The sequence below is a fragment of the Deinococcus sp. AJ005 genome (assembly GCF_009017495.1).
GTDB lineage: Bacteria > Deinococcota > Deinococci > Deinococcales > Deinococcaceae > Deinococcus.
The window spans coordinates 1,992,173-2,011,492 of the sequence record NZ_CP044990.1 but is presented as its reverse complement, the minus strand read 5'-3'; the positions used below and the strand labels follow the sequence as shown (position 1 = coordinate 2,011,492).

At 65.0% G+C, this 19,320-nt stretch carries 17 protein-coding genes, 2 tRNA genes and 1 pseudogene; 16 read left to right on the top strand and 4 right to left on the bottom strand.

What is annotated here, in order from left to right:
• Positions 1-53 precede the first annotated feature (53 nt).
• Both DAAJ005_RS11590 and DAAJ005_RS11585 read left to right on the top strand, forming a co-directional pair.
• Positions 54-443, top strand: coding sequence for a hypothetical protein (locus DAAJ005_RS11590; protein ID WP_226342401.1), 390 nt, complete (start codon positions 54-56; stop codon positions 441-443).
• A gap of 20 nt (positions 444-463) precedes the next feature.
• The gene (locus DAAJ005_RS11585) at positions 464-850 is read left to right on the top strand and encodes an inorganic diphosphatase (RefSeq protein WP_370519706.1); all 387 of its coding nucleotides are present in this window, start codon (positions 464-466) and stop codon (positions 848-850) included.
• A gap of 13 nt (positions 851-863) precedes the next feature.
• Here the strand turns inward: DAAJ005_RS11585 and DAAJ005_RS11580 are convergent, their stop codons facing one another.
• From DAAJ005_RS11580 to DAAJ005_RS11570, 3 genes are read right to left on the bottom strand one after another with little or no spacing between them, the layout of a single operon-like run.
• Positions 864-1,619 carry an RNA methyltransferase gene (locus tag DAAJ005_RS11580; protein ID WP_151847234.1) on the bottom strand — a complete coding sequence of 252 codons (756 nt, stop codon included), beginning with the start codon at positions 1,617-1,619 and terminating at the stop codon, positions 864-866.
• Between the two features lie 53 nt (positions 1,620-1,672).
• Positions 1,673-2,494, bottom strand: a complete 822-nt coding sequence (locus DAAJ005_RS11575) for a hypothetical protein (RefSeq protein ID WP_151847233.1) — start codon at positions 2,492-2,494, stop codon at positions 1,673-1,675.
• The gene (locus DAAJ005_RS11570) at positions 2,491-3,849 is read right to left on the bottom strand and encodes a glycogen synthase (RefSeq protein WP_151847232.1); all 1,359 of its coding nucleotides are present in this window, start codon (positions 3,847-3,849) and stop codon (positions 2,491-2,493) included. Before DAAJ005_RS11570 ends, DAAJ005_RS11575 begins: the two co-directional genes overlap by 4 nt.
• 136 nt (positions 3,850-3,985) lie before the next feature.
• Between DAAJ005_RS11570 and DAAJ005_RS11565 the strand changes: the two genes are divergently transcribed.
• From DAAJ005_RS11565 to DAAJ005_RS19185, 4 genes and pseudogenes are all read left to right on the top strand, one after another.
• Positions 3,986-4,061 (top strand) — tRNA-Ile (locus tag DAAJ005_RS11565).
• Positions 4,062-4,087: 26 nt separating this feature from the next.
• Positions 4,088-4,162 (top strand) — tRNA-Val (locus DAAJ005_RS11560).
• A gap of 340 nt (positions 4,163-4,502) precedes the next feature.
• Positions 4,503-4,667, top strand: coding sequence for a hypothetical protein (locus DAAJ005_RS18965; RefSeq protein ID WP_192930743.1), 165 nt, complete (start codon positions 4,503-4,505; stop codon positions 4,665-4,667).
• Between the two features lie 218 nt (positions 4,668-4,885).
• Positions 4,886-5,169 (top strand): annotated as a pseudogene (locus tag DAAJ005_RS19185) (IS701 family transposase); the annotation flags it as partial.
• Positions 5,170-5,185: 16 nt separating this feature from the next.
• Here the strand turns inward: DAAJ005_RS19185 and DAAJ005_RS11550 are convergent.
• Positions 5,186-6,022 (bottom strand): IS5 family transposase, encoded by an 837-nt coding sequence (locus DAAJ005_RS11550; RefSeq protein ID WP_226342400.1) that lies wholly within the window; start codon positions 6,020-6,022, stop codon positions 5,186-5,188.
• 204 nt (positions 6,023-6,226) lie between these two features.
• Between DAAJ005_RS11550 and DAAJ005_RS11545 the strand changes: the two genes are divergently transcribed.
• The 10 genes from DAAJ005_RS11545 to DAAJ005_RS11500 all read left to right on the top strand — a co-directional run bounded on the left by DAAJ005_RS11545 (position 6,227) and on the right by DAAJ005_RS11500 (position 19,249).
• Entirely contained in the window at positions 6,227-6,430 is a 204-nt protein-coding gene (locus DAAJ005_RS11545; RefSeq protein ID WP_151847230.1) for a hypothetical protein, read from the top strand.
• 148 nt (positions 6,431-6,578) lie between these two features.
• Positions 6,579-7,070 (top strand): hypothetical protein, encoded by a 492-nt coding sequence (locus tag DAAJ005_RS11540; protein WP_151847229.1) that lies wholly within the window; start codon positions 6,579-6,581, stop codon positions 7,068-7,070.
• Positions 7,071-7,226: 156 nt separating this feature from the next.
• Positions 7,227-7,724, top strand: a complete 498-nt coding sequence (locus tag DAAJ005_RS18960; protein ID WP_192930742.1) for a hypothetical protein — start codon at positions 7,227-7,229, stop codon at positions 7,722-7,724.
• Positions 7,725-9,884, top strand: coding sequence for a hypothetical protein (locus tag DAAJ005_RS11530; protein ID WP_151847227.1), 2,160 nt, complete (start codon positions 7,725-7,727; stop codon positions 9,882-9,884). It begins immediately after the preceding gene.
• A 136-nt stretch (positions 9,885-10,020) separates the two neighbouring features.
• Positions 10,021-11,079, top strand: coding sequence for a PQQ-binding-like beta-propeller repeat protein (locus DAAJ005_RS11525; protein WP_192930741.1), 1,059 nt, complete (start codon positions 10,021-10,023; stop codon positions 11,077-11,079).
• Positions 11,080-11,243: 164 nt separating this feature from the next.
• Positions 11,244-13,115 (top strand): hypothetical protein, encoded by a 1,872-nt coding sequence (locus tag DAAJ005_RS11520; protein WP_192930740.1) that lies wholly within the window; start codon positions 11,244-11,246, stop codon positions 13,113-13,115.
• 62 nt (positions 13,116-13,177) lie between these two features.
• Positions 13,178-14,791 (top strand): hypothetical protein, encoded by a 1,614-nt coding sequence (locus DAAJ005_RS11515; protein WP_151847224.1) that lies wholly within the window; start codon positions 13,178-13,180, stop codon positions 14,789-14,791.
• 253 nt (positions 14,792-15,044) lie between these two features.
• Positions 15,045-17,498: a hypothetical protein gene (locus DAAJ005_RS11510; protein WP_151847223.1), complete on the top strand. Its 2,454-nt coding sequence runs from the start codon at positions 15,045-15,047 to the stop codon at positions 17,496-17,498.
• Positions 17,499-17,790: 292 nt separating this feature from the next.
• Positions 17,791-18,360 (top strand): recombinase family protein, encoded by a 570-nt coding sequence (locus tag DAAJ005_RS11505; protein WP_151847222.1) that lies wholly within the window; start codon positions 17,791-17,793, stop codon positions 18,358-18,360.
• 112 nt (positions 18,361-18,472) lie between these two features.
• On the top strand, positions 18,473-19,249 hold the full coding sequence (locus DAAJ005_RS11500) for a hypothetical protein (protein WP_151847221.1): 777 nt from the start codon (positions 18,473-18,475) through the stop codon (positions 19,247-19,249).
• The last annotated feature ends 71 nt before the right edge of the window (positions 19,250-19,320 follow it).

Below are 19,320 nucleotides of genomic sequence, written 5' to 3'. Positions count from 1 at the left end.
GTCGTCCGGGCTTTCCTGGATGCATTCACACCTGAAGGCTCTAGCATGCCGCCATGCCCGCTTTTCTGCGTCCCGCCCTGCTGTGTGTCCTGGCCCTGCCGATGACCCTGGGCCTTGGTGGGTGCCGCTACAACTTCGTGCCGCTGCTGCCCCCGGTGGTGGCCCCGAATCTGCCACCACGCGTCACGGACGCCAGCCTCAAGCGCGACGGAGATCAATTGACCGTGACCGCCACAGTGGATGGCCGTTTCGAGCCGGGTTACCTGAGCGTGAACTGGTTCGACAGCACCCGCGCCATCGGCAGCGACAGCGTGTATCTGGATGCCAGCCAGCGCACGGCGACCTTCAAGCTGACCGCCCCCGATGAGGGCGCATACCGCGCGGTGCTGAGTTTTGGCGGCGCGGTGATGCGGCAGGTGGAGTTGTACGAGGTCCTGCCCTGATTCCTGGCTCTTACCGGGGCGTGGTGGAGTGGACGGCGGGAACGCGCGAGCGGTTCGTGTGGCGTGAGGGCAGAATTGAGCCGCTGCGAACCGAGCCTTATCCAGCCCCAGTCAACTACGGCTGTCTGCCGGGCACGCTGAATCCCGCCGACGGTGCGGAGATTGACGCCGTATGGTTGGGGCCAGCCCTGAAGGTGGGAACCGTGCTGGAGATGCCCGTGCTGGGCTTGCTCTCTCTGCTGGACGGCGATCACAAGGTCATCTTCGCAGTAGACCCTCAGTCTGGAGCCGAGGCGGCAGCACAGGCAAAGCTGCTGGCCTGGTTTCCCCCCGAACGCGGCGCACGCCTGCTGGACGCGTCAGAGGCGGTGGCGTGGCTGGAATCGCTGTCTTCCAAGCCGGATTGAGATTCCAGCCCGCTCAATCCTGATCCAGAGCCTCGACCGCCTGCCCTGGCCTCGGCTCCGTCGTGCCGCGTTTTGCCGCGTCCTCCACCTTCCACTGCACCTGTCGCAGCAGACCCCGGAACAGGCGGCTCTCGGCGCTGTTCATCAGGGCGCGGTCCAGCAGTGCGCGCCACAGGCGCAGGGTGTGGCGGGCGCGCACGGCGTCGGTGTAGCCAATCAGGTGCATGGTGTCGTGCAGGTGGCCGTACATGGCCTCCATCTCCTCGCGCGTGGCAGTCTTGCGGGTGCGGTCCAGAGGTTCGTCCTGGCCTTGCAGGAACTCGTAGCAGACCAGCAGCACCGCCTGCGCCAGATTCAGGCTGGCGTAATCCCCGGTGGGAATGCGGACGGTCATCTGGCACTGCTCCAGATCGGCGTTGGTCAGGCCCGATTCCTCTGGCCCAAAGACCAGGGCCGGGGCGGTGGCCGCGCGCACGAAGGGCCGGATCTGTGCCGGATGCTGCGGCTGCGGCAGATCAGAGCGGATGCGGGCGCTGGTGCCCACGCTCAGATCGCGGTCCGCCAGCGCCTCACGTAGGGTGGGGTAAATCGTCGCGCCACGCAGCAGATCGGCGGCGTGGACGGCCATCGCCACCGCCCCTGAATCCAGATGGTTGCAGCGCGGGGCCACCAGCCGCAGGTCTTTGGCGCCCATATTCAACATGGCGCGGGCCGCCGAGCCGATATTGCCGGGGGTTTTGGGGGAAACGAGGACGACAGCCAGAGTCACGGGCGGAATGCTAGCAGGCCAGGGGGCGGGGATGTGGGGGCAACGTTCACCCGTTACCCCAGCGCCAGAATCGGCGTTTCCTCCCGGATGTCCAGACCCAGTTTCAGGTCATGCGCCAGTTCCTCTGCCGTGTCACCCCAGGAATCCACGTTGACCCGCGTGATGCCTGCCGCACGCAGCCGGGTATTGGCCTCGTTCAGCAGCGCGGCGCGCAAATGGGTATGCCGCCACTCGGAGGCCACGCCGGGCGAGTCTATCCGCGCCTCGCCGTCCTCGATGGCCGCGCGGCACACGCCCACGCCGCGCCCCGTGTCGTCCAGCGCAACCACGCTGAGGTGCGAATCGAAGCCGCCTGCGCCGTCCGCCGTCGCATCGGAGGTCACGGCATGGTGGCCGACGCGGTCCTCGTAGGTTTGTAGAGCTTGCAGCCGGGTCTCGGCGTCCAGCACCCCGGCCAGTGGCAGCAACTGCACACCAGCGGGCGGGTCCACATGGCGGTACGGCACGCGCCCGCTCAGGCGGCGGTACGCGCCTACCTCGCGCAGCCCGGCGGAGAGGAGCGCCTCGGCGGGGAAGAGGTAGCCCTCTGCGAACACGTAGACCCGTCCCACCGCTTCATGGGCCGCCCGGATCAGGGCCAGCGCCACGTCATCGCGCTGCGGGCCAGGGAACACGCCGCCCACCAGTTCCGCGCCGTGCTGCGGGCTGGGCCGGGTGCCGATCGCGCCCAGCAGTTCCTCCCCGTCATCCAGCGCCACGAAACCTGCCGTGCAGGCGACGGCCATCCAGGCCAGGTCCTCCGGGGACGCGCCGTACAGGGCCGCGAAGGCGGGCAGCAGTTCGGCGGGCGGCAGAGTTTGAATCCTGAAGCTCACCGGCTCAGTCGCTCGTACAGGGTCATGTACTGCGCCGCCGGACCCTGCCAGCTAAAGTCCAGCGCCATCGCACGTTCCATGCGGGCCTGCCACGCGTCCGGGCGGTCATATTCGGCGCGGGCCTCGGCACAGGCGGCGCTCAGTGCCTGCGGGGTGGCGTCGGCAAAGCGGAAGCCGATGTCGGCGGGCACGGTGTCCACCAGCCCACCTGTCAGGCGCACCACCGGCAGCGTGCCGTAGCGCATGGAGATCATCTGGGACAGCCCGCACGGCTCGAAACGGCTGGGCATGGCGAAGATGTCGGCCCCGGCGTAGATGCGGTGGGCCAGCGGTTCGTTCAGACCGCCCACGAAGGCCACGCGCGGGTGCTGTGCCCAGCCTGACAGCGCGGCGGTCAGCAACGGGTCGCCACCGCCCAGCACCACCACGTTCCAGTGCGGAGTCAGCTCAGGCAGCGCCTCGATCAGCAGATCAATCCCCTTCTGATCGGCCAGCCGACTGACCACGCCCAGGATCGGCGCGTCGTCCAGCCCGAATTCTTTCCGCAGCAGCGCGGTGGCCGCCGCCTTGCCCGCCGGGTCCCCAAACTGCGGCACGTCCGGGTCGGTGCGCGGGTCCCAGCGCTCCTGGTCCAGCCCGTTCAGGATGCCGCTCAGACGGCCCTCGATGGTCAGGCGGATCAGCAGGCCCTGGAGGCCCTCGCCGTATTCGGGGGTGGTGATTTCCTGGGCGTAGGTGGGGCTGACGGTGGTCACGGCGTCTGCGAAGGTCAGCCCGGCCTTCATCAGGTTGAGATCGCCGTGGTATTCCAGCGCGTCCGGCCCCAGCGTCCACTGCGGCAAGCCGGTCCAGCGCGCGGCCTCTTCGATATTCCAGCGGCCCTGGTATTGCAGGTTATGCACCGAGAAAACGGTCTTGAGTCCGGCCAGATGCGCGTAAGCCACCACCAGCCCCGATTGCCAGTCATGCCCGTGGACCACGTCCGGCACCACCCCGATCTGATGAAGCACCGACAGCACCGTGCGCCCGAACAGGCAGAAGCGGTGGACGTCGTCATCGAAATACAGCCCCGGACGGTCAAACTCCGGCAGGTCGATAAACAGGTACTGCACGCTGTTGCGAACGATCTCGCCCACCCGGACCTCGTAGATGGGTGCAGGGCCGGAAGTCAGCTCCGGCAGCACGCCGCGCCACAGCTCGGTGGGCTGCCCCGCCAGCGAGCCGTACCACGGCGAGACCACGGTGGTCTGGGCGCCCTGGCCCGCCAGCACCTCCGGTAGGACGCCCAGCACGTCCCCCAGCCCGCCCGAACGCGAGAATGGAAACACTTCCGAGGCCACATGAACAACACGCATGGCCCACACTGTACCCGCCACTGGGGCTTCTGGCGACATGCGGGGTTTGACAAGCTGCGGGGCCGTTGCTACACTTCCCCTCGCCTGAAGAACCGCCGCACCCGTGGCAGTTTGGAAGGAAAGTGCCAGAGGCTGCGGGCCTTTAGCTCAACGGTTAGAGCAGTCGGCTCATAACCGATTGGTTGCCGGTTCAAATCCGGCAAGGCCCACCACAAGCACGGCGACGTTCAACAGGTTCGGGCGGTTAGCTCAGTGGTAGAGCATTCGCTTCACACGCGAGAGGTCGTAGGTTCAAGTCCTATACCGCCCACCAATTAAAGACCCGCCTAGCGCGGGTTTTTTCATTTGTTGTCCCTAGAGGGACAAAATCCTGACAGCCATTGACAGCCAAACTGGCAAAAATGGCTGTTTCTGGTGTGGATTTTGAATATCTGGCTGCATACAGCAGCCTCCAGTGTTTCAGTCAACGACGAGTCGGTCCCCCACGAGATCGGCAGGGTCATCCAACGTTTCGCCTGACTCTTACGCCGCCGGTTTCAGCCTTGCAAGGCACCTTGCGGGGCCTCAGTAGGCGCAGCGCCACCAAGTCGCCGGTAAGCTGCCAGGGCCGCGTCCTTGACCTTCTGCGTCACCAGGGGGAAGGTGGCCAGGATGTGGGTGAACTCGGCTTCGGTCAGGCCATACAGGTGGGCCACGCGCCCGTCGAGTTCGGCATGCAGAGCGGCCTGACCCGCCTCGTCGGTTACGCCGTCTGCCGCGCCGCTTTTGCCAGGTCATCAAACTCCGGCGCGGTGCGGATCAGCCGCGCCGCCGCCTGAACGATGGGTTGGAACTGGGGGGAGGCAAGAGTAAGTCGGGGAACTGGAATTTGATAGATAAAAAACATGTTGATATTTGCTGAGACAGGCTGACGAATGCTGAAGTCGGCTACAAAGCTATTCATCACTCCTTGCAGATAAATAATCTCAAGATTTTTACTCAGGAGTTGCACCTGTATAACTGACCGCAAAGCGCTCCCAGCCGAGAGAATCTGGGAATGTTAAAGTCACAGATTCCGGGGGAGCGCGTCCGCATTCTGGCAGATGAGTTCCTGGCCGTCCCCGCCACGTCGTATCAGCAGCGCAGCCTGGGGGCTGCGCTCTTCATGTTCCTGGACACGGCGACCAAGACGGCACTCCACCGCGCTGAGTTGGTCAGCAAGAGTGTGCTCAGTCGCCTCTTGAACGAATATTCTTGTGCTGGACCCTGCTGGAGCAGGCTCAATGGGACTGCTTATGGTTGGCCGCCAAGGGAAAGTATCGCCTCCTCCTCCGGCTCAGTAGACCTCATGCGAAAGTCATGCCACGCCGGCAATGGAGCGGTTACACACTGCCGCAATGAGATTGACGCGTAAGGAAAAGCGCCGCCTTCGGTGACGGTATATGGCCTTCAGCACGCGGAAAATCTTCAGACGCCGAATGACATGCTCGACCCGCTTGCGGGTCGACGCCAGTTCCCGATTCTGCTGACGCTGTTCAGGCGTCAGCGGTGTTGCTTTTGTTCCTTTGTGCGGTGTGATCGAATGACCGTGATGCCGCCAGATGCCCTGGTAGCCGGCATCGCCGATCAGCGCCGTCTCGGGGTGGACACGGACGCCCGAATGCCGAAACAGGGTGAGGTCATGCATGGACCCGAAGGCGGGAGCAACGGACAGGATCATGCAGGTGGTGACGCTGATCACGACTTGCGTTTTCAGGGTGTGCCGTTTCTTCTTGCCGCTGTACCAGCGGCGTTGCTTTTTGATTGGCCGCTCACATGGGGTTTCAGCGGCATCCACGGCGATGATTTGGAAGACGTTTTCTTCCTGTTTCAGGCTCTTGTTGCCGGGGAGTCGGAACTCTTCGCTCTGGATCAGGGCGGTTTCGACGCGTTCCACCGTGCGCTGCACGGTGGTTTCATGGACACTCCAATCGTCGCCGAGGTGAGCGAAGGTGCGGTATTCCCGCCAGAATTCAAGAGTCAGGAGGAGCTGTTCACCAGGACTGAGGGCGGCGGGCCTGCCGGATTTCTTTTTGGCGCGTTCCCGCCGGGTCAGGACGGCTTCCATCTTGGCAAAGGTCTCGGGGGAGATCCCGGTACGCCGTTTGAAGCGCGTGCGGTTCATCTTCAGCGTGCGTTCCAGACGGCTGTGCATCACTCATACAGCTTGACCAGGGACTTTCGCAGGAGGTCTAATGAAAGTTCGGGAATCTGTGTTCCTGGCGATAGCTCGGAAGCCCAGTCGGTGACTTTGATAAGCCAACTGTTGCCCTGTGTCCTTCTCTTGACCTAAAACACCCTTCCTGCACCGTTTCTGGTGGCTGGCGCTGGATTGGTCACCCGGGTGGCGCACAGCGCTGTGGATGTCTTGGGCGTGGGCACCGTACCGATGAACCCGGCGCGCGTTTCGGAGCACGCCTGGGTGGAGCTGTTCGGTGATCAGGTTGCGCATTCTCCGGCAGCCTCCTGGGGCATCAACGTCGACCCCAGCCAGAAGCTGGCCTACATCCACCACGCGTGGCGCGACGGGGCCATGCACTGGTCCGTGGATTTGATGGTCTGAGCCCCAGGACGGCGCGGGAGCGTCCTGCGTCATCAGCACACCGTCGAATGATTCAAAAATCCATGTCCCACACAGCACAAAGGCGCGGCACCCACAGGGAGAATCCTGGCACCGCGCCTTTTGCCAACCACACCACAGGAGAGCCACCATGTACCACTACATCCCACAAAATATCCACGCCGGCGACAAAGTCGTCACCCTGATCATCGCGTCCAACCACTTTTTTTCCCACACATCGACGCTCTTCCCACCGCGTGTGCTGGGCGTCTACGACAACGAGTCGACGGCGGTTGCCGCCTACGACGTCTGGTGCGCCGGACTGGAGGGAACCACCGTGCATCGTCATGATCCCTGGTATGGGTTGGAGCTCGAGATTCTGCCCTGCACACCGGCCAACGTACCGGCGCTCATCGAGGCCGCCACGACAGGACAGGCCGTGTACATCGGCTCGGGGAAGATGTTTGCCCAGGAAATGGTGATGACCGAGGACACCCTGAAGGCCACCATCGACTCATTCGGTTGGGAGCAAAAAGGGGACCAGGGCGGCACATGGCGGCCCATGAATCCCACCGAAATCGACTTCTATGTTCGCAAATTCATTCAGAAGATCAGTGAAGACGTGCTACGCATTTTCCGTTGATGGGCACCCACTCTCACTGACCAGTCCATCGCTGAGCATCAGGTGCTCAAGGTCAGGGCTTTTCCGAGATGCAGCGCCGCAGAATGTACACCGCTGAGCGCAGCGAGGCGCGGCTATCATGACCATCTTGAACAACATGCCCGGAGACCTCCCAGCTTGACCACATTCACCAAGAGCGCCCGCGCCCTGCGGCGCAACAACCCGTTGCTGTCCCTGGTGATCGCCGGGCATCTTCTGCGCCAGAAGGCGCTGGGCCACTTCATCACGCGCGTGGACGTACCCGCTGATCCAGCGAACGGCCTAGAAGAGAACGCCGCCATCCTGGCTGGCCCCCGGCAGATCACCGTCAAGCTGGGGCAGGCCACCGCTGTGCCGTGGCAACTGCTGCCCAGAGAAACCCTCGACGCCGTCCTCGGCGCACTTTACGCCCAGATCGTGGCCGACGGTGCCGCCCTTCCGGAGTTGCTCGTTCCGCTGGCTGGCGTGAATCCTGAAGATGCGCGCGCCTCCAAAGCCCTGACCCGCCGGCTGCGCGGCGCCCTTGGGCTGCGCAGCGTTCTTGACCTGAGCGCGTCATGGGTAGATGCTCCCGGACCTACCCACGGCTGGCCTAGCGGCACCCGGGCCACCCTCCACCGGGATGACATGCACTGAATGCGGCGCGCCGAGGACCGCTGGCACCTCTGGGACCTGCGCCGCTGGAACCCCGGCGGACCGGGGACAGAAAAGAACCCCGCGTGGTGGGCCGAGGACATCCGAACGGCCGTGTTGGTCAGCGCCACCCTGAGCGACTTCACTGGATATCCCTGCCCAGGCCTGCTCCCCTGGGACAAAGGCAGCCGCGTCAAGCGCCGCAGCCAGAACGAGATGTACTTGGGCCAGATCCAGGAGCAGGTCAGCAGACAACTGGGCGACCCCAGTGGGGCCGCCTTTATCGCCCGCGCGCGTCAGGCGCTGGCCTGGACGCTGTCCCCTGCCGCCCGGGGCTTCGAGGCGGCCACCGTGGACGGCGCCGTGCAAGGTGCGCGTAGCGCTCAGGTACTGCTCGCCCGGCTGGCCCCGGACGTCAGTGCCCGGACGTTGCAGAGGGTAGCTGGAGTCTTTGAAACCCAGCTTGCGGAGGGCAATTCCATGCATGAAGGCGGCCTGGGCCTGACCCTGCGCGCTGCGGGAGAGGGGCGCGCGAGGCGCGAAGCCTGGCTGCTGGGCGCCGCCGCCGACATGACGGCGGCCGGCACCCTGGGTACTGAAGCCGCCGCTGCTCAGGACCTCGGCGCGCTCATCCCTACCCTCCGGGGAGCCGGGGACGACAGCGCCTTTGCAGAGCGCGAACTGATTCATGCCACCTCCGAGATCCGTGACGTTTTCTGGAGCCTGTGTGAGCTGAGCCGGGACGGCACCCTGCCGCTCACGGGCCTGGAAGCCATTCTTTCCAGCAGTGGACACCTGCGGATCGGCGCCCGCGCCCGGCCTGGCAAGGAAGAACCAGAACTGGACGACGGGCAACTGAAACTGATTCCTGGCCTGCCACAGGTTTACGCTGCGCTGGCCGGGTACAACGACATCCGCGCCGCCACGGCTGCTTGGCTGCGCGCCGAGGCTTGCTCGGAAGTCGGCGTCTCCACCGAAGCCCTGGACGAGAAACTCAGCGGCCAGCCCCCCTTTCACCTGACGCCGGAGAACCTGGCGCTGGAGCGCTGCCTTTCGTGGCCGGGCGGCGCGTGGCAGGTGCGACTCGCCCGCCATCCCCTGGACCTTGAGAGTGATGGACAGGCGCTCTCGCACTGCTTGGGCTGGGGCGGCTACGCCCACGCGGTCAGTGAGGGCACCGCCCTGATCGTGCGGATCCTCGATAACGGGGAAAGCCCTCAGGGGATCGCCAGGGAACCGCTGGCTGGCCTTCCAGTGCTTACAGTCGAACTTGCCCCTGAAGCTGGTGGAAAGGCGGGCTGGAAAATCGTTCAGGCCCGGGGACAGGGCAACCGCTCCGTCAGCGCGCACGAGGCGGCGCTGCTGGGGGAGTGGGCCGCCGCCGTGGGTGTCTTGGGCGGTGACGCGCAGATTCCCACCCGGAAAGAACTCGCCGGCCAACGTGTCCAGGGCCTCACGGTCACGGCACTCGCCCATGGGAAGGCAGATGACGCCCAGTCCGCACCCATCGACGACGAACGCATTCAGCTTGCCGTCCGCGCGCATGCCCGGCGGCTCGCTGAGTTGTGGACCCCGGAGGCCAGGCGTATTCACGCCGAGGCCCTGGGACGAGTCACCCAGATGAGGGAACGGGCCGAAGCCCGGCTGAAACGCGAACTGATGCGCCTGCACGAGTTGGGCGAGTCCGCACTGGTGGGCACCTTCGAAACCGGCAGCATCCTGATGGGCACGCATGCCCTCGAACTCGCCCCCGACACCCGGCCACGTCTAAGCGACGTCACTGATCCCAACTTTGGCGTCCCCGCCCTGCGCATCTGGCAGCGGAGCGAGATCGACGTGAGCGACGCCCTCGAGTTCACCGAGGGCACCGACATCGTGATCCTGCGCCCGCCGAAGAATCCGGGCCGGCCAATGCGCGCCGAGTATGGCGGCACGCACCGCAGCCTTTCGGACGTGCCGCTGAGCCGAGAGGTGATGGGCGTCCTGCTCAACCCGGATGTGGTGGCCCGCGCCCTGCACCGGGGCGAATCGGGAACTGTGCTGACCCTGCGCAGTGTTCTGGATCTCCCTCTGGACGGCTTTGAACCACTGGCCACAAAGATCACTGGCAAAAAAGGCGTGACGCTGCGCGAGCAACTCGTTGCGTTTTTGAGCACGGGATAGCTTGTCCGAAGGACACTGCATGACGAAGATCCCAACTCTGTTCAGACGGAGTCAGCAGCGTGCAGAAATGCGGTTCACCATCGCGCCCAAAATCGTGCCGCCTGAGCGGCTGCTCCCAGTAAGCTGTGCGGCGTCCATGACCACGCCAACACCTGCGCTCCACCCTCTGCGCCCGGTCTGGTTCTATGACGCGCACCACAGCGTTCACACCCTCGAAAGCAGTGCGGCGCAACTCGTCGTCCCGGTGCGCCGCACGCAACTGGTGGCCCTTGATCCGGTCACCGGTCAAGAACGCTGGCGCCGCCGGCACGCGCAGGTGCGCTGGAATGAGCTGCACCTCACACCGGGCCGGGTCTCGTTCCTGACTGGCACAGACCGCCTCGTGACGCTGGACGCCGACACGGGTGAATCGCAATGGACCGCTGTCACCCTGCCGTGGTCCGGCTGGCTGTGCGGGACGGCCGACGTGCTGGTCACCGGTGAGTGGCGGCACTCCACGCCCTTGCAGGCGTTCGACACCGCGACAGGTGAGCGGCGCTGGATGACGCGGCTGCCCCACCGCCCCCGGCGCACCGCGCTGTACGCCCCCTTGAACGCCCTGATGACCCTCCTGGATGACCACGTGACCTGTCACTCCCTCGTCGACGGCACGCTCATCGCGGAACTCGCCTTCCCCGGCCTGCTGGACACGCCGGTCTCCGACGGGCAGTTCAGGGGCGCGTTCGGCACGCCGGACCGGGCATGGCTCGAACGGGGTGCGGGAGACCGCGTGCTGATGCTCTCCGGACCGGACCTGCGGCTTGAGGAACGGCATCTGGGGCGGGAGCCGGTGACCCTGCGGTTGGATGACCAAGGCGGGGACGTGTTCTTCGAGGACACCGAGCGGCAGTTGTGTGTCTATGACGTGGCGCGGGACGTCACGACGGTGCTGGGGCCGCTGGACCACCACTGGCGCAACCAGATCCTGGCGGTGCGCCTGCCGGACAGGACGGTGCTGGCCGGAACGTCGATGGGCATGCTGGTGCGCTTCGCGCCGGAGGGGGGCGTCCTTGAGCGGGTGCGGGTGGGCAAACGGGTGCTGACCCCGCTGCTTGTCATGGGTGACGTGGTGTGCTTCGGCACGCAGAGCGGGCAGGTGAGGGCATGGACGTGGACGGAACGGCCCCTACTGGGCGTCGCAGGGGCAACCGCCTGAGTTGTTCGGCACGCTGCTGTATCGCTCAAAATTTTCTCGTGCGTTGGAATAAAATCTCGGCTTTCGCCAGGCCAGATCTATGTAAGAGACGCGACAGAACCCCACTGACAGGATGCGCTGTTCCCACTTTCTCTCCCCATTCGCTCCGCCGCTCCGAGGCCCCGATGATCAAACGAATCCTGCCTGCCCTGATGCTCCTGTGCCTTCCCCTTGCGGCCTGCGGAACCCCGACTCCGGTTCCGGCCTCCGCTGCACCGACGAGTTCACCATCTGGCCCGGCGTCCACCACCAGCTCCATCACGCTCAGCCTGCCGGCACCACAGGCGGTGACCGCGCAGTACGTCAACCGCGTCCGCACCACGCGGGTGGATGTGCAGATCGACGCGGGTTCCGCCACCAGCTATGTCCTGGGATCCGAAGCGGCACCCTGCGGTTCGGCGGTCTGCACCATCACCCTCAGCGCCCTGAGTCCGGCAAACCACACCTTCCGGGTGAGCACCTACGGCATTGATCCAGGCACCGGGACCACCGTCCTGATCTCGCAGGGTACCGTCACACAGACGCTGGCAGCGGGCCAGCAGACCTCCGTGGCTTTGACCCTGGCCCCAGTCACCAAGGCTCTCTCCCTGAAGAGCGCCGTCCAGCAGTTCAACCGTGCCAGCAGGACCTACGGGAATTACGTCCGGTTCGTCACGGTCAACGGGCGCAGCCTGCCCGCCTACTATGATCTTCACGCCAGAGACAGCGTCGGCGACGTGCTGCCGGACGCCGCCGCAGTGGACGCCGTGCTGTGCAGTGCGAGCAAAGCCGTGGTGATCACGGACATTAGCGACGCGGCCCACGCCAACCGGTTCCGGGTCGAGGTGCAGGCACCTGGGACATACACCCTGCAGGTCAGGGACGGCGGCACCTGCGCGGCCGGGGGCGTGGTCCGCGCCACCCAGGCCGTGAGCGGGGTTTCCTCCCTGGGTGCTGGGCTGGCCACCGGGCTGAGCCACGGTCTGGCCTTGCTCAAGGATCACGGAGTGCGTTCCTGGGGCTACAACTTTGCTGGCCAGCTCGGTGACGGCACCACCACGGACCGACTCACCCCTGGGTCCGTCACTGGCCTGACCGGCGTGGTTGCAGTGGCCGGCGGCGGAAATCACAGCCTCGCCCTGATGCACGACGGCACGGTTGAGGTTTGGGGGGACAACAGCTCCGGCCAGCTCGGCGACGGCACCATCATCAACCGACACCTGCCCGTGGTCATCGGCGGCCTGAAGGACGTGGTCTCGCTGGCTGGTGGCTGGGATCACAGCCTGGCGCTGCTCGCCGACGGCACCGTGGTCGAGTGGGGGAGCAACACCCTGGGTCAAGTGCTCAACGCCTGGCTCACTCCCAAACCTGTCGCTGACCTGGGCGGCGTGGTGTCGATCTCCGCTGGGACCTATTTCAGCCTGGCGCTGCTGGCCGATGGCACCGTCCGCGCCTGGGGCAACAACTACGATGGCCAACTGGGCAATGATCCGATGGCCGAAGGCCATCGGATCACCCACCCCATCTCGGTCCCTTCCCTGAGCGGCGTGGTGTCCCTGTCGGCCGGCGTGTCCCACGTTCTCGCACTGATGACGGACGGCACGGTGCAAGCCTGGGGCCTTAACGACTCCGGTCAGCTCGGTGACAGAACCACCACGTCCCGGTTCACCCCCAGAGCAGTCACTGGTCTGACTGGGGTGGTTTCCCTGAGTGCCGCCGGGAACCATAGCCTGGCGGCGCTCAGCGACGGCACGATCCGAAGCTGGGGCGAAAACGCCTACGGTCAGGTCGGTGACGGCACCACGGTCAACCGCCTCACCCCCGTCCTGGTCGGCGGTCTGGAGAGGGTGGTCTCACTCTCTGCAGGCTCATGGTTCAGCACCGTGCTTCTGGCCGATGGCACGGTTCGCGCCTGGGGTTTAGGGAGTTCTGGGTCGCTCGGGGACGGAACTGCCACGGGCCGTCTCACGCCCGTCACGGTGAATGGTCTGGTTGATGTGCAGGTGCCCACACCCTGAAAGTTCCCTTGATTTGTTCTGTGCCGCCACCTGTGCCCTCTGTCCACTTCAGGAGTTTTCCCATGTCTCGCCTACTGCCCAGAATCCGCACCCTGTTCCTTGTGCTGCCTGCCCTGCTCCTCGGCGCATGCGGAACGTCCACCACACCGAATCTGCCTCCCGGCGTCACGCCTGCGGCAACCACCCTCACCTTCGCGCTCTCCATACCCACGCCAGTCGGCGGGCAGGGCCTGCGGACCCAGTACGTCAGCAGCGCGACCACCAGCCTGCGGGTGCGCGTCGGCAGCCTGGACACCACCCTGGCCCTCGGTGCGGCGGTATGCACCACCGGCGCCGGCGGCCAGACCTGCACGCTCAGCCTGAAGGTCGATCCCGGCGCGAACCAGGTCCTCACCGTCGATGCCTATGACGGCGGCAGCCACCTGCTCAGCACCTCCACGAGTACCGTGACCGTCGTGGCGCATCAGGACAATCCCGTCCGCGTCACCATGAGCGGTGTGGCGCTCTCGGCGACGCTCCAGCCTACGGACCGCGCCGCCGACCTCACCACGGACAGCACTGGACACCTGCTGCTGGATTCCGGGGGCCTGTACAAGCTTGGGATTGCCCTGAAGGACGCCGCCGGGCAGACCATCCTGAACCCGGGGCGGCCGACGGAGACCGTGACCAGCAGCAACCCGGCCTTTAACGTTCAGGCCACGGGAGTCGGCACCTTCACGGTGGAGGCACCCCAGCCCACCGGTAGGCCCCAGGTCACGACCCTCACCGTCAAAGGGGCGGCGGGCACGGTCCTGGCGACCCAGGTGCTGACGGTGCCCGCCCACACTGTCACGGTGGCCCTCTCGAACGCCGCGCCGGTGGCCGGATCGAGTATCGTCGCCACCGCGCAGCTCAGCTCGGCCCGGGGGCGGCCGCTGCCCATTGGAAGCCGGGTGGTGAGCTTCAGCACTGGCGCTGGAAGCGGTGCTGGTGCCCCACTGACGAGTACGGACGCCACCGGGCGCGCCAGCATGAGCCTTCTCACCGAAAAGACGGTCGGCGCCAGGGTGCCCGTGAACGCCACAGCAGATGGCGTGACCGGCACGGTCACGTACACCAGCGTGACCGGGACGGCCAACACCACCACCTCGACCGTGACGCTCAGCGCAAACCCGGTCAGGGTGAACGGCAGCAGCACACTCACGGTGACGCTCAGGGACGGCTTCAACAATCCCGTCACCACGGTTCCGGCGGTCAGCGTCACGGGTCAGACGACGTTCACCTTTCTTTCCCAGCAGAGCAACGTCTTCACCTATGCCGTGCACGCTGCCGCCGCGCCAGAGACCGCCACCTTCACGGTGGTTTCACAGGGCAACACCGTGGGCACGGCGAGACTCGCGGTCACGGCTTCCCTGATGGCGGTGACCCATAACGGGACGGCCCTGATCAGCGGGGTCTCGCAGTACGACTTCGAGAACGATGTGCCTCAGGTGTTCACCGTGAGCGAATCGAGCGTCGACGGATTCTTTGCGGAAAGCAGCAACCCCAGTGTCGCCATGGCATCGGTGGGAGGGAGCACCTTGACGGTCACGCCGCAGGGACCAGCCGGCTTCAGCACCATCACCGTGCAAGACAGCTTCGGCCAGACATTCACTTTCACGGTCAGCGTCACCACGGCCGCAATCATCATCGACTGAAGGAGCTTAGGTTGGAGCCTGCTCACACCGCACTGGCTGAGGATTGCTCCGAAAGGACCGAAATTTCATCCATATTCCACGCGCAACCTGTGACCTGGCCATGAGCGATGTGCGCCACCGAAGGTTAAGGGCTTCTCCGACCTGTACGCCCCGATTTGAGGCTGCACACAGATTCCGCAAGACGCCTGCATACGTCCAACGTGGTAAATCTCTCCACCCACCAGCGCGGAACACATTAAAATTCTGAGAGAATATGAAGACACTCCGACTTCCGGCTTTTGTTGCCCTCTCTGCCGTGCTCGCCGCCTGTGGTGGCGGAAATGGTCCTGGACCCGCCGCCGACTACGCCCTCACCGTGAAACTGGTGGGCGTCTCGGCGGCTCCGGTCTCCGTCAAAACTGGAAATACGGTCCTGTGGAACGACACGGTGACCGGAACCAAGACCTTCACACAACTCGCGGCGGGGACCGTGGTCACGGTCAAGGGCGCCGCCGTGCCTGGGTTCGATGTTCCTGCCGAGCAGACCGTGACGGTCAACGCCGACCAGACCGTCACGCTGATCTACACGGCGCAGCGCGGCGCGGCGATCAGTCCAGCAAAGATCAGCGGCACCGTGACTGGGGCAACGTTCCCCGCTGGGTACGTGCTGCTCGGCAATGCCGATGGCGTCAGCGCCAATTCCAGGGGAACCCTGAGTGCGTCAGGCGAGGTGGATCTGAAGCTCGCGGCTCCGCCGTCCACGGGCAGCTCGTCTACCCTGCTTCCCCCGTCATTCAGTGGATGCACCTTCACGGGGACCAGCACCGCCAACCCTGACATCTTCCGGTTCAGCCGCCTGTACGCGTATTCGGCACAGGGTGATCCCCTGGGCGAGATTCAAGAAGAGCTCGTGGCAGGAGCGACGGTGCCAGGCAGCACGGTGGCCCGCATCTACAGCACGGCCGCCTCGCAGACCAGTGGAACCGTCGACTGCGGAAACAGCGGTTCAGTGGTCTATGACCTTGATCTGAAGGCCGGCTGGAACGCCGTGGAGTACAGCGCGAAGACGGACGTCCCGACGCGCCTCACGCTGAAGTCACTGGATCCAGCGGCAGCCTCGCAGCTCAAAGGCCGGCTGTTCGAGTCATTTGTCAACGTCGCCCTGGGAACTGCGCCGCTGACCTTCGCCGCCAATGAAACGGTCAGCGTGGCCGCCCGGTTCCAGCAGGTCGGCGGCGTTTCCGGTACGGTCACGCTGTCCACCGACGTGCCAGGCTTAACGGTGGAGCCGACCCGACTGACGTTGCCCACACTGGGAGCTGCCCAGGGGCAGAGCGCCTTCTTGCAAGGTCTGGGCCTGGCCCCGCAACAGCTCGACACCCAACTCACCTTCCGGTACACGGGGACAGTCCCGGGCACCCTGCCCTTCCGGCTCCTCGTGAACGACAGCGCGGGCCGTCCGGTGGGCGGTGGTTACGGGACGCTCAGTGTCCAGCGGCCCGGCATCAAGCTGGATCTCGGCACGTCAGTACCCGAGGAATTTGTCTGTCAGGGAGAAACTGGAGCTATCCGGGGACAGCTCGTCAGCCTGTTCGGTTACGCAGGGTCAGTCACCTTAAGCCTCAAGGGGCTTCCTGCTGGGGTCAGTGCGGCGCCCGTTCAGGTCACGCTCGGGGCCAACACCAGCACCGAGATCACGCTGCCGATCACCGTAGCCAAAGGAGCAAGCCCCACCCAACGCGATGTGACCATCGAGGTATCCGGCCCCGGGGCCACCAGTTCGGTGTCGCTGGCCCTGGGTGTCTGCCCCCAGCGGACACTGATCAATAACGGCGGCGTGTCCGAGCGCGGGCTGGCCTCGGTGAGCAGCGGTGTGTGGATCCTGACTGGCATCGCCGAGACCCAGACCAACAACTCCTATGACCAGGTGCTCAAACGGTTCACGTCCAGCGGCGTGGCCGCCACGGTGACGTTGCCAGAGGTGGACCAACTGGTCGGCCTGAGCAGCGGTGACGTGGTGGCCCTGCCGTACGCGAATGGTGGCACACAGGCCAAGCTGGTCAGACCGGACGGCACCTTCACCACCGTGGTCAAACCGGAAGGTGTGGGTCAGGCTGTCTCGGACGCCGATGGACGGCTGTGGTATGTCGGCCGCGACGCTGCAGACCAGCGTCTGGTGCTGGCCCGCTGGAACCCGGTGACGGGCGAGGTGGCCGTCATGGACCGGACGCGCGTCTATTCCCTGGACAATACAGAATTTCTGGTCAGTCCTGATGGGAAGACGTTGCTGTATCTGGCTTTGAGCACAGATCTTCCGGTGGTGGTGGATACCGTGACAGGCGCGGTGCGTGATCTGGGGACGCGCCTGGACGGGTATCCATTTTTCACGGCGGCCATCGGCAATGACGGCACCATCTGGCTCACAGATATCAACAACAACCTGAATCGCCGGGATCCGGACGGCCGCGTGTCCACGGTGATCTCCAGGGCGACCCTGCCTGGGCCGCAAAACTTCATCGTCATTGGCCTTGACGCAGCGACGCCGGGCGTGTTGTGGCTGCAAAATGGATCCAAGGCCATTCGCCTGGAGACCAGCAGCCTGAAGATGACGTCCACCCCCGTGGGCCGGATCTCCAGAATGATCACCACCCGCAACGGCGGGGTGGCGGTGGTGACCTACGACGGGTGCGCCACGCAGGCTTGCTCCCACCTGACGCTGCTGAACTGAACATTCAGCCATGAAAGAACAGTGGTCAGGTGTGGGGGCAGACGCGTCTGCCCCCACACCTGACCGCGACTTCTAGATGATCCGGAGCGAGTTCTGAGGTCCAGACTTGATCAAGGCCGAGATGTCGTCCCGATGGCGCGCGAGCCTTCCATTTTCCTGGCTCCGAGCAGTGCGAAAACGAACGTTATCGCAATGGTTTTGGCGCAACGATAAAATCGGCCTTGCCGGGTTGCGAAACTCTGTTGCATAATCAACAGCAACGGCAACACGTTTTTGCAACATTGGAGGCTTCATGCAAGTCGGTTACGCCCGCGTCAGCAAACAACAGGATCAGGACACCGCCGCCCAACTGCGCGCGCTTGGAGCAGCAGGGGCTGAGCGCGTGTTCACCGAACATGCTTCCGGGGGCCGGTGGGACCGTCCCGAGTTGCACAAGATGCTGGACCAGCTCCGCGCCGGCGACGTGGTGGTGGTCTGGAAACTGGATCGCCTGAGCCGCAGCCTGAAAGACGTCTTGCACCTGATGGAGTTGCTGGGCGAGCGGGGCGTGGGGTTCCGCAGTCTCACCGAGGCCATCGACACCACCACGCCAGCGGGCCGGATGATGATGCAGATGGTGGGCGCGTTTGCCGAGTTTGAGCGGGCCATGATCCGTGAACGCACCAAAGCAGGTTTGGAAGAGGCCCGCCTGGCCGGGCGGGTTGGGGGCCGCAAGCGCAAGTTGCTGCCGCACCAGGAGCAGGACATCCGCCAGTCTGTGCGGTCTGGCGAGCGGACAGCGGCACAGTGCGCCCGGCTCTTTGACGTCCATCCCAGCACCATCACCCGGCTGCTCCAGCGAGAGCTGGCATCTGGAACCTAATCAGTTCCCGAAACGCACCCCGGAACCACGCGGATTCTGTGTCGTTTGGGACCGAAGATCGGACAGCCCAGAACCTGCTTGTCCAGACCGCGACTTGCTACGCTGCAGCGCGATGCACCTCCTTCCTGTGACCGCTGTCCTGACGATGCTGAGCGCCGTCGCCCTCGCCGCCGCACCAGTGGCGCCATCGAATTTGCTCCAGGTGCTGCAACTCAAGGGCGACGTCATCCGAATCGAAGAGATCCAGGAGGAAGGGGTCGTCAGTGTTCTCGAGATCGGCAAGGACCGGCTCAGTGCCGTGATCACCCGTGCAGACCTGCCCAACTTCCGGGCCACCCACCGTTTTGACCCCATCAGTCGCCGGGCTAATTACCACGAGAGCAACTCACCGAACAACGTCCACCAGGTCGTCGTGTTTTCCGCCAGCGGTTGTCTCGCCTATAACGATTACCGGAGTGCGCGGAGCGCCGATCAGCGCAGCACCAACATCACGGCCACGGCCCGGTGCGACGCGGCTGGCCGCGTCATCCATCAGGATGAGCGCGCCCCAGGAGGCAAATCCATCAGGACGCTCGACCTCACCTGGAGCGCCGACGGCAAAACGGTAAGCGTGATCGAGCGGGCACGGAACTGGATGCAGAAGTTCACGGAACGCACCCAGGAAAGCGTGGAGCAGGGCGCGGTGGTGACCCGCACCACCCGCACAGTGGCTGGTCAGCGCAGCGTGAAGACGGTCACAGAAGTCAGGGACGCTCAGGGAAACTGGATTTCCCGGCTCACCCACGACACTGCCGCGTCAGCTTGCCCACAGACGGCTGACGCCGCCCTCTGCCCGCCCGATGCTCAGCCCATGAGCCTCTTCGAGTTGCGCCAGATCGTCTACCGCTAAACGCACCTGAAAGCGGCGTGCAGAGGGAGCGCTACACCATGGCGGAGGCTGCTCGGCTTTTTCAGGTTCAC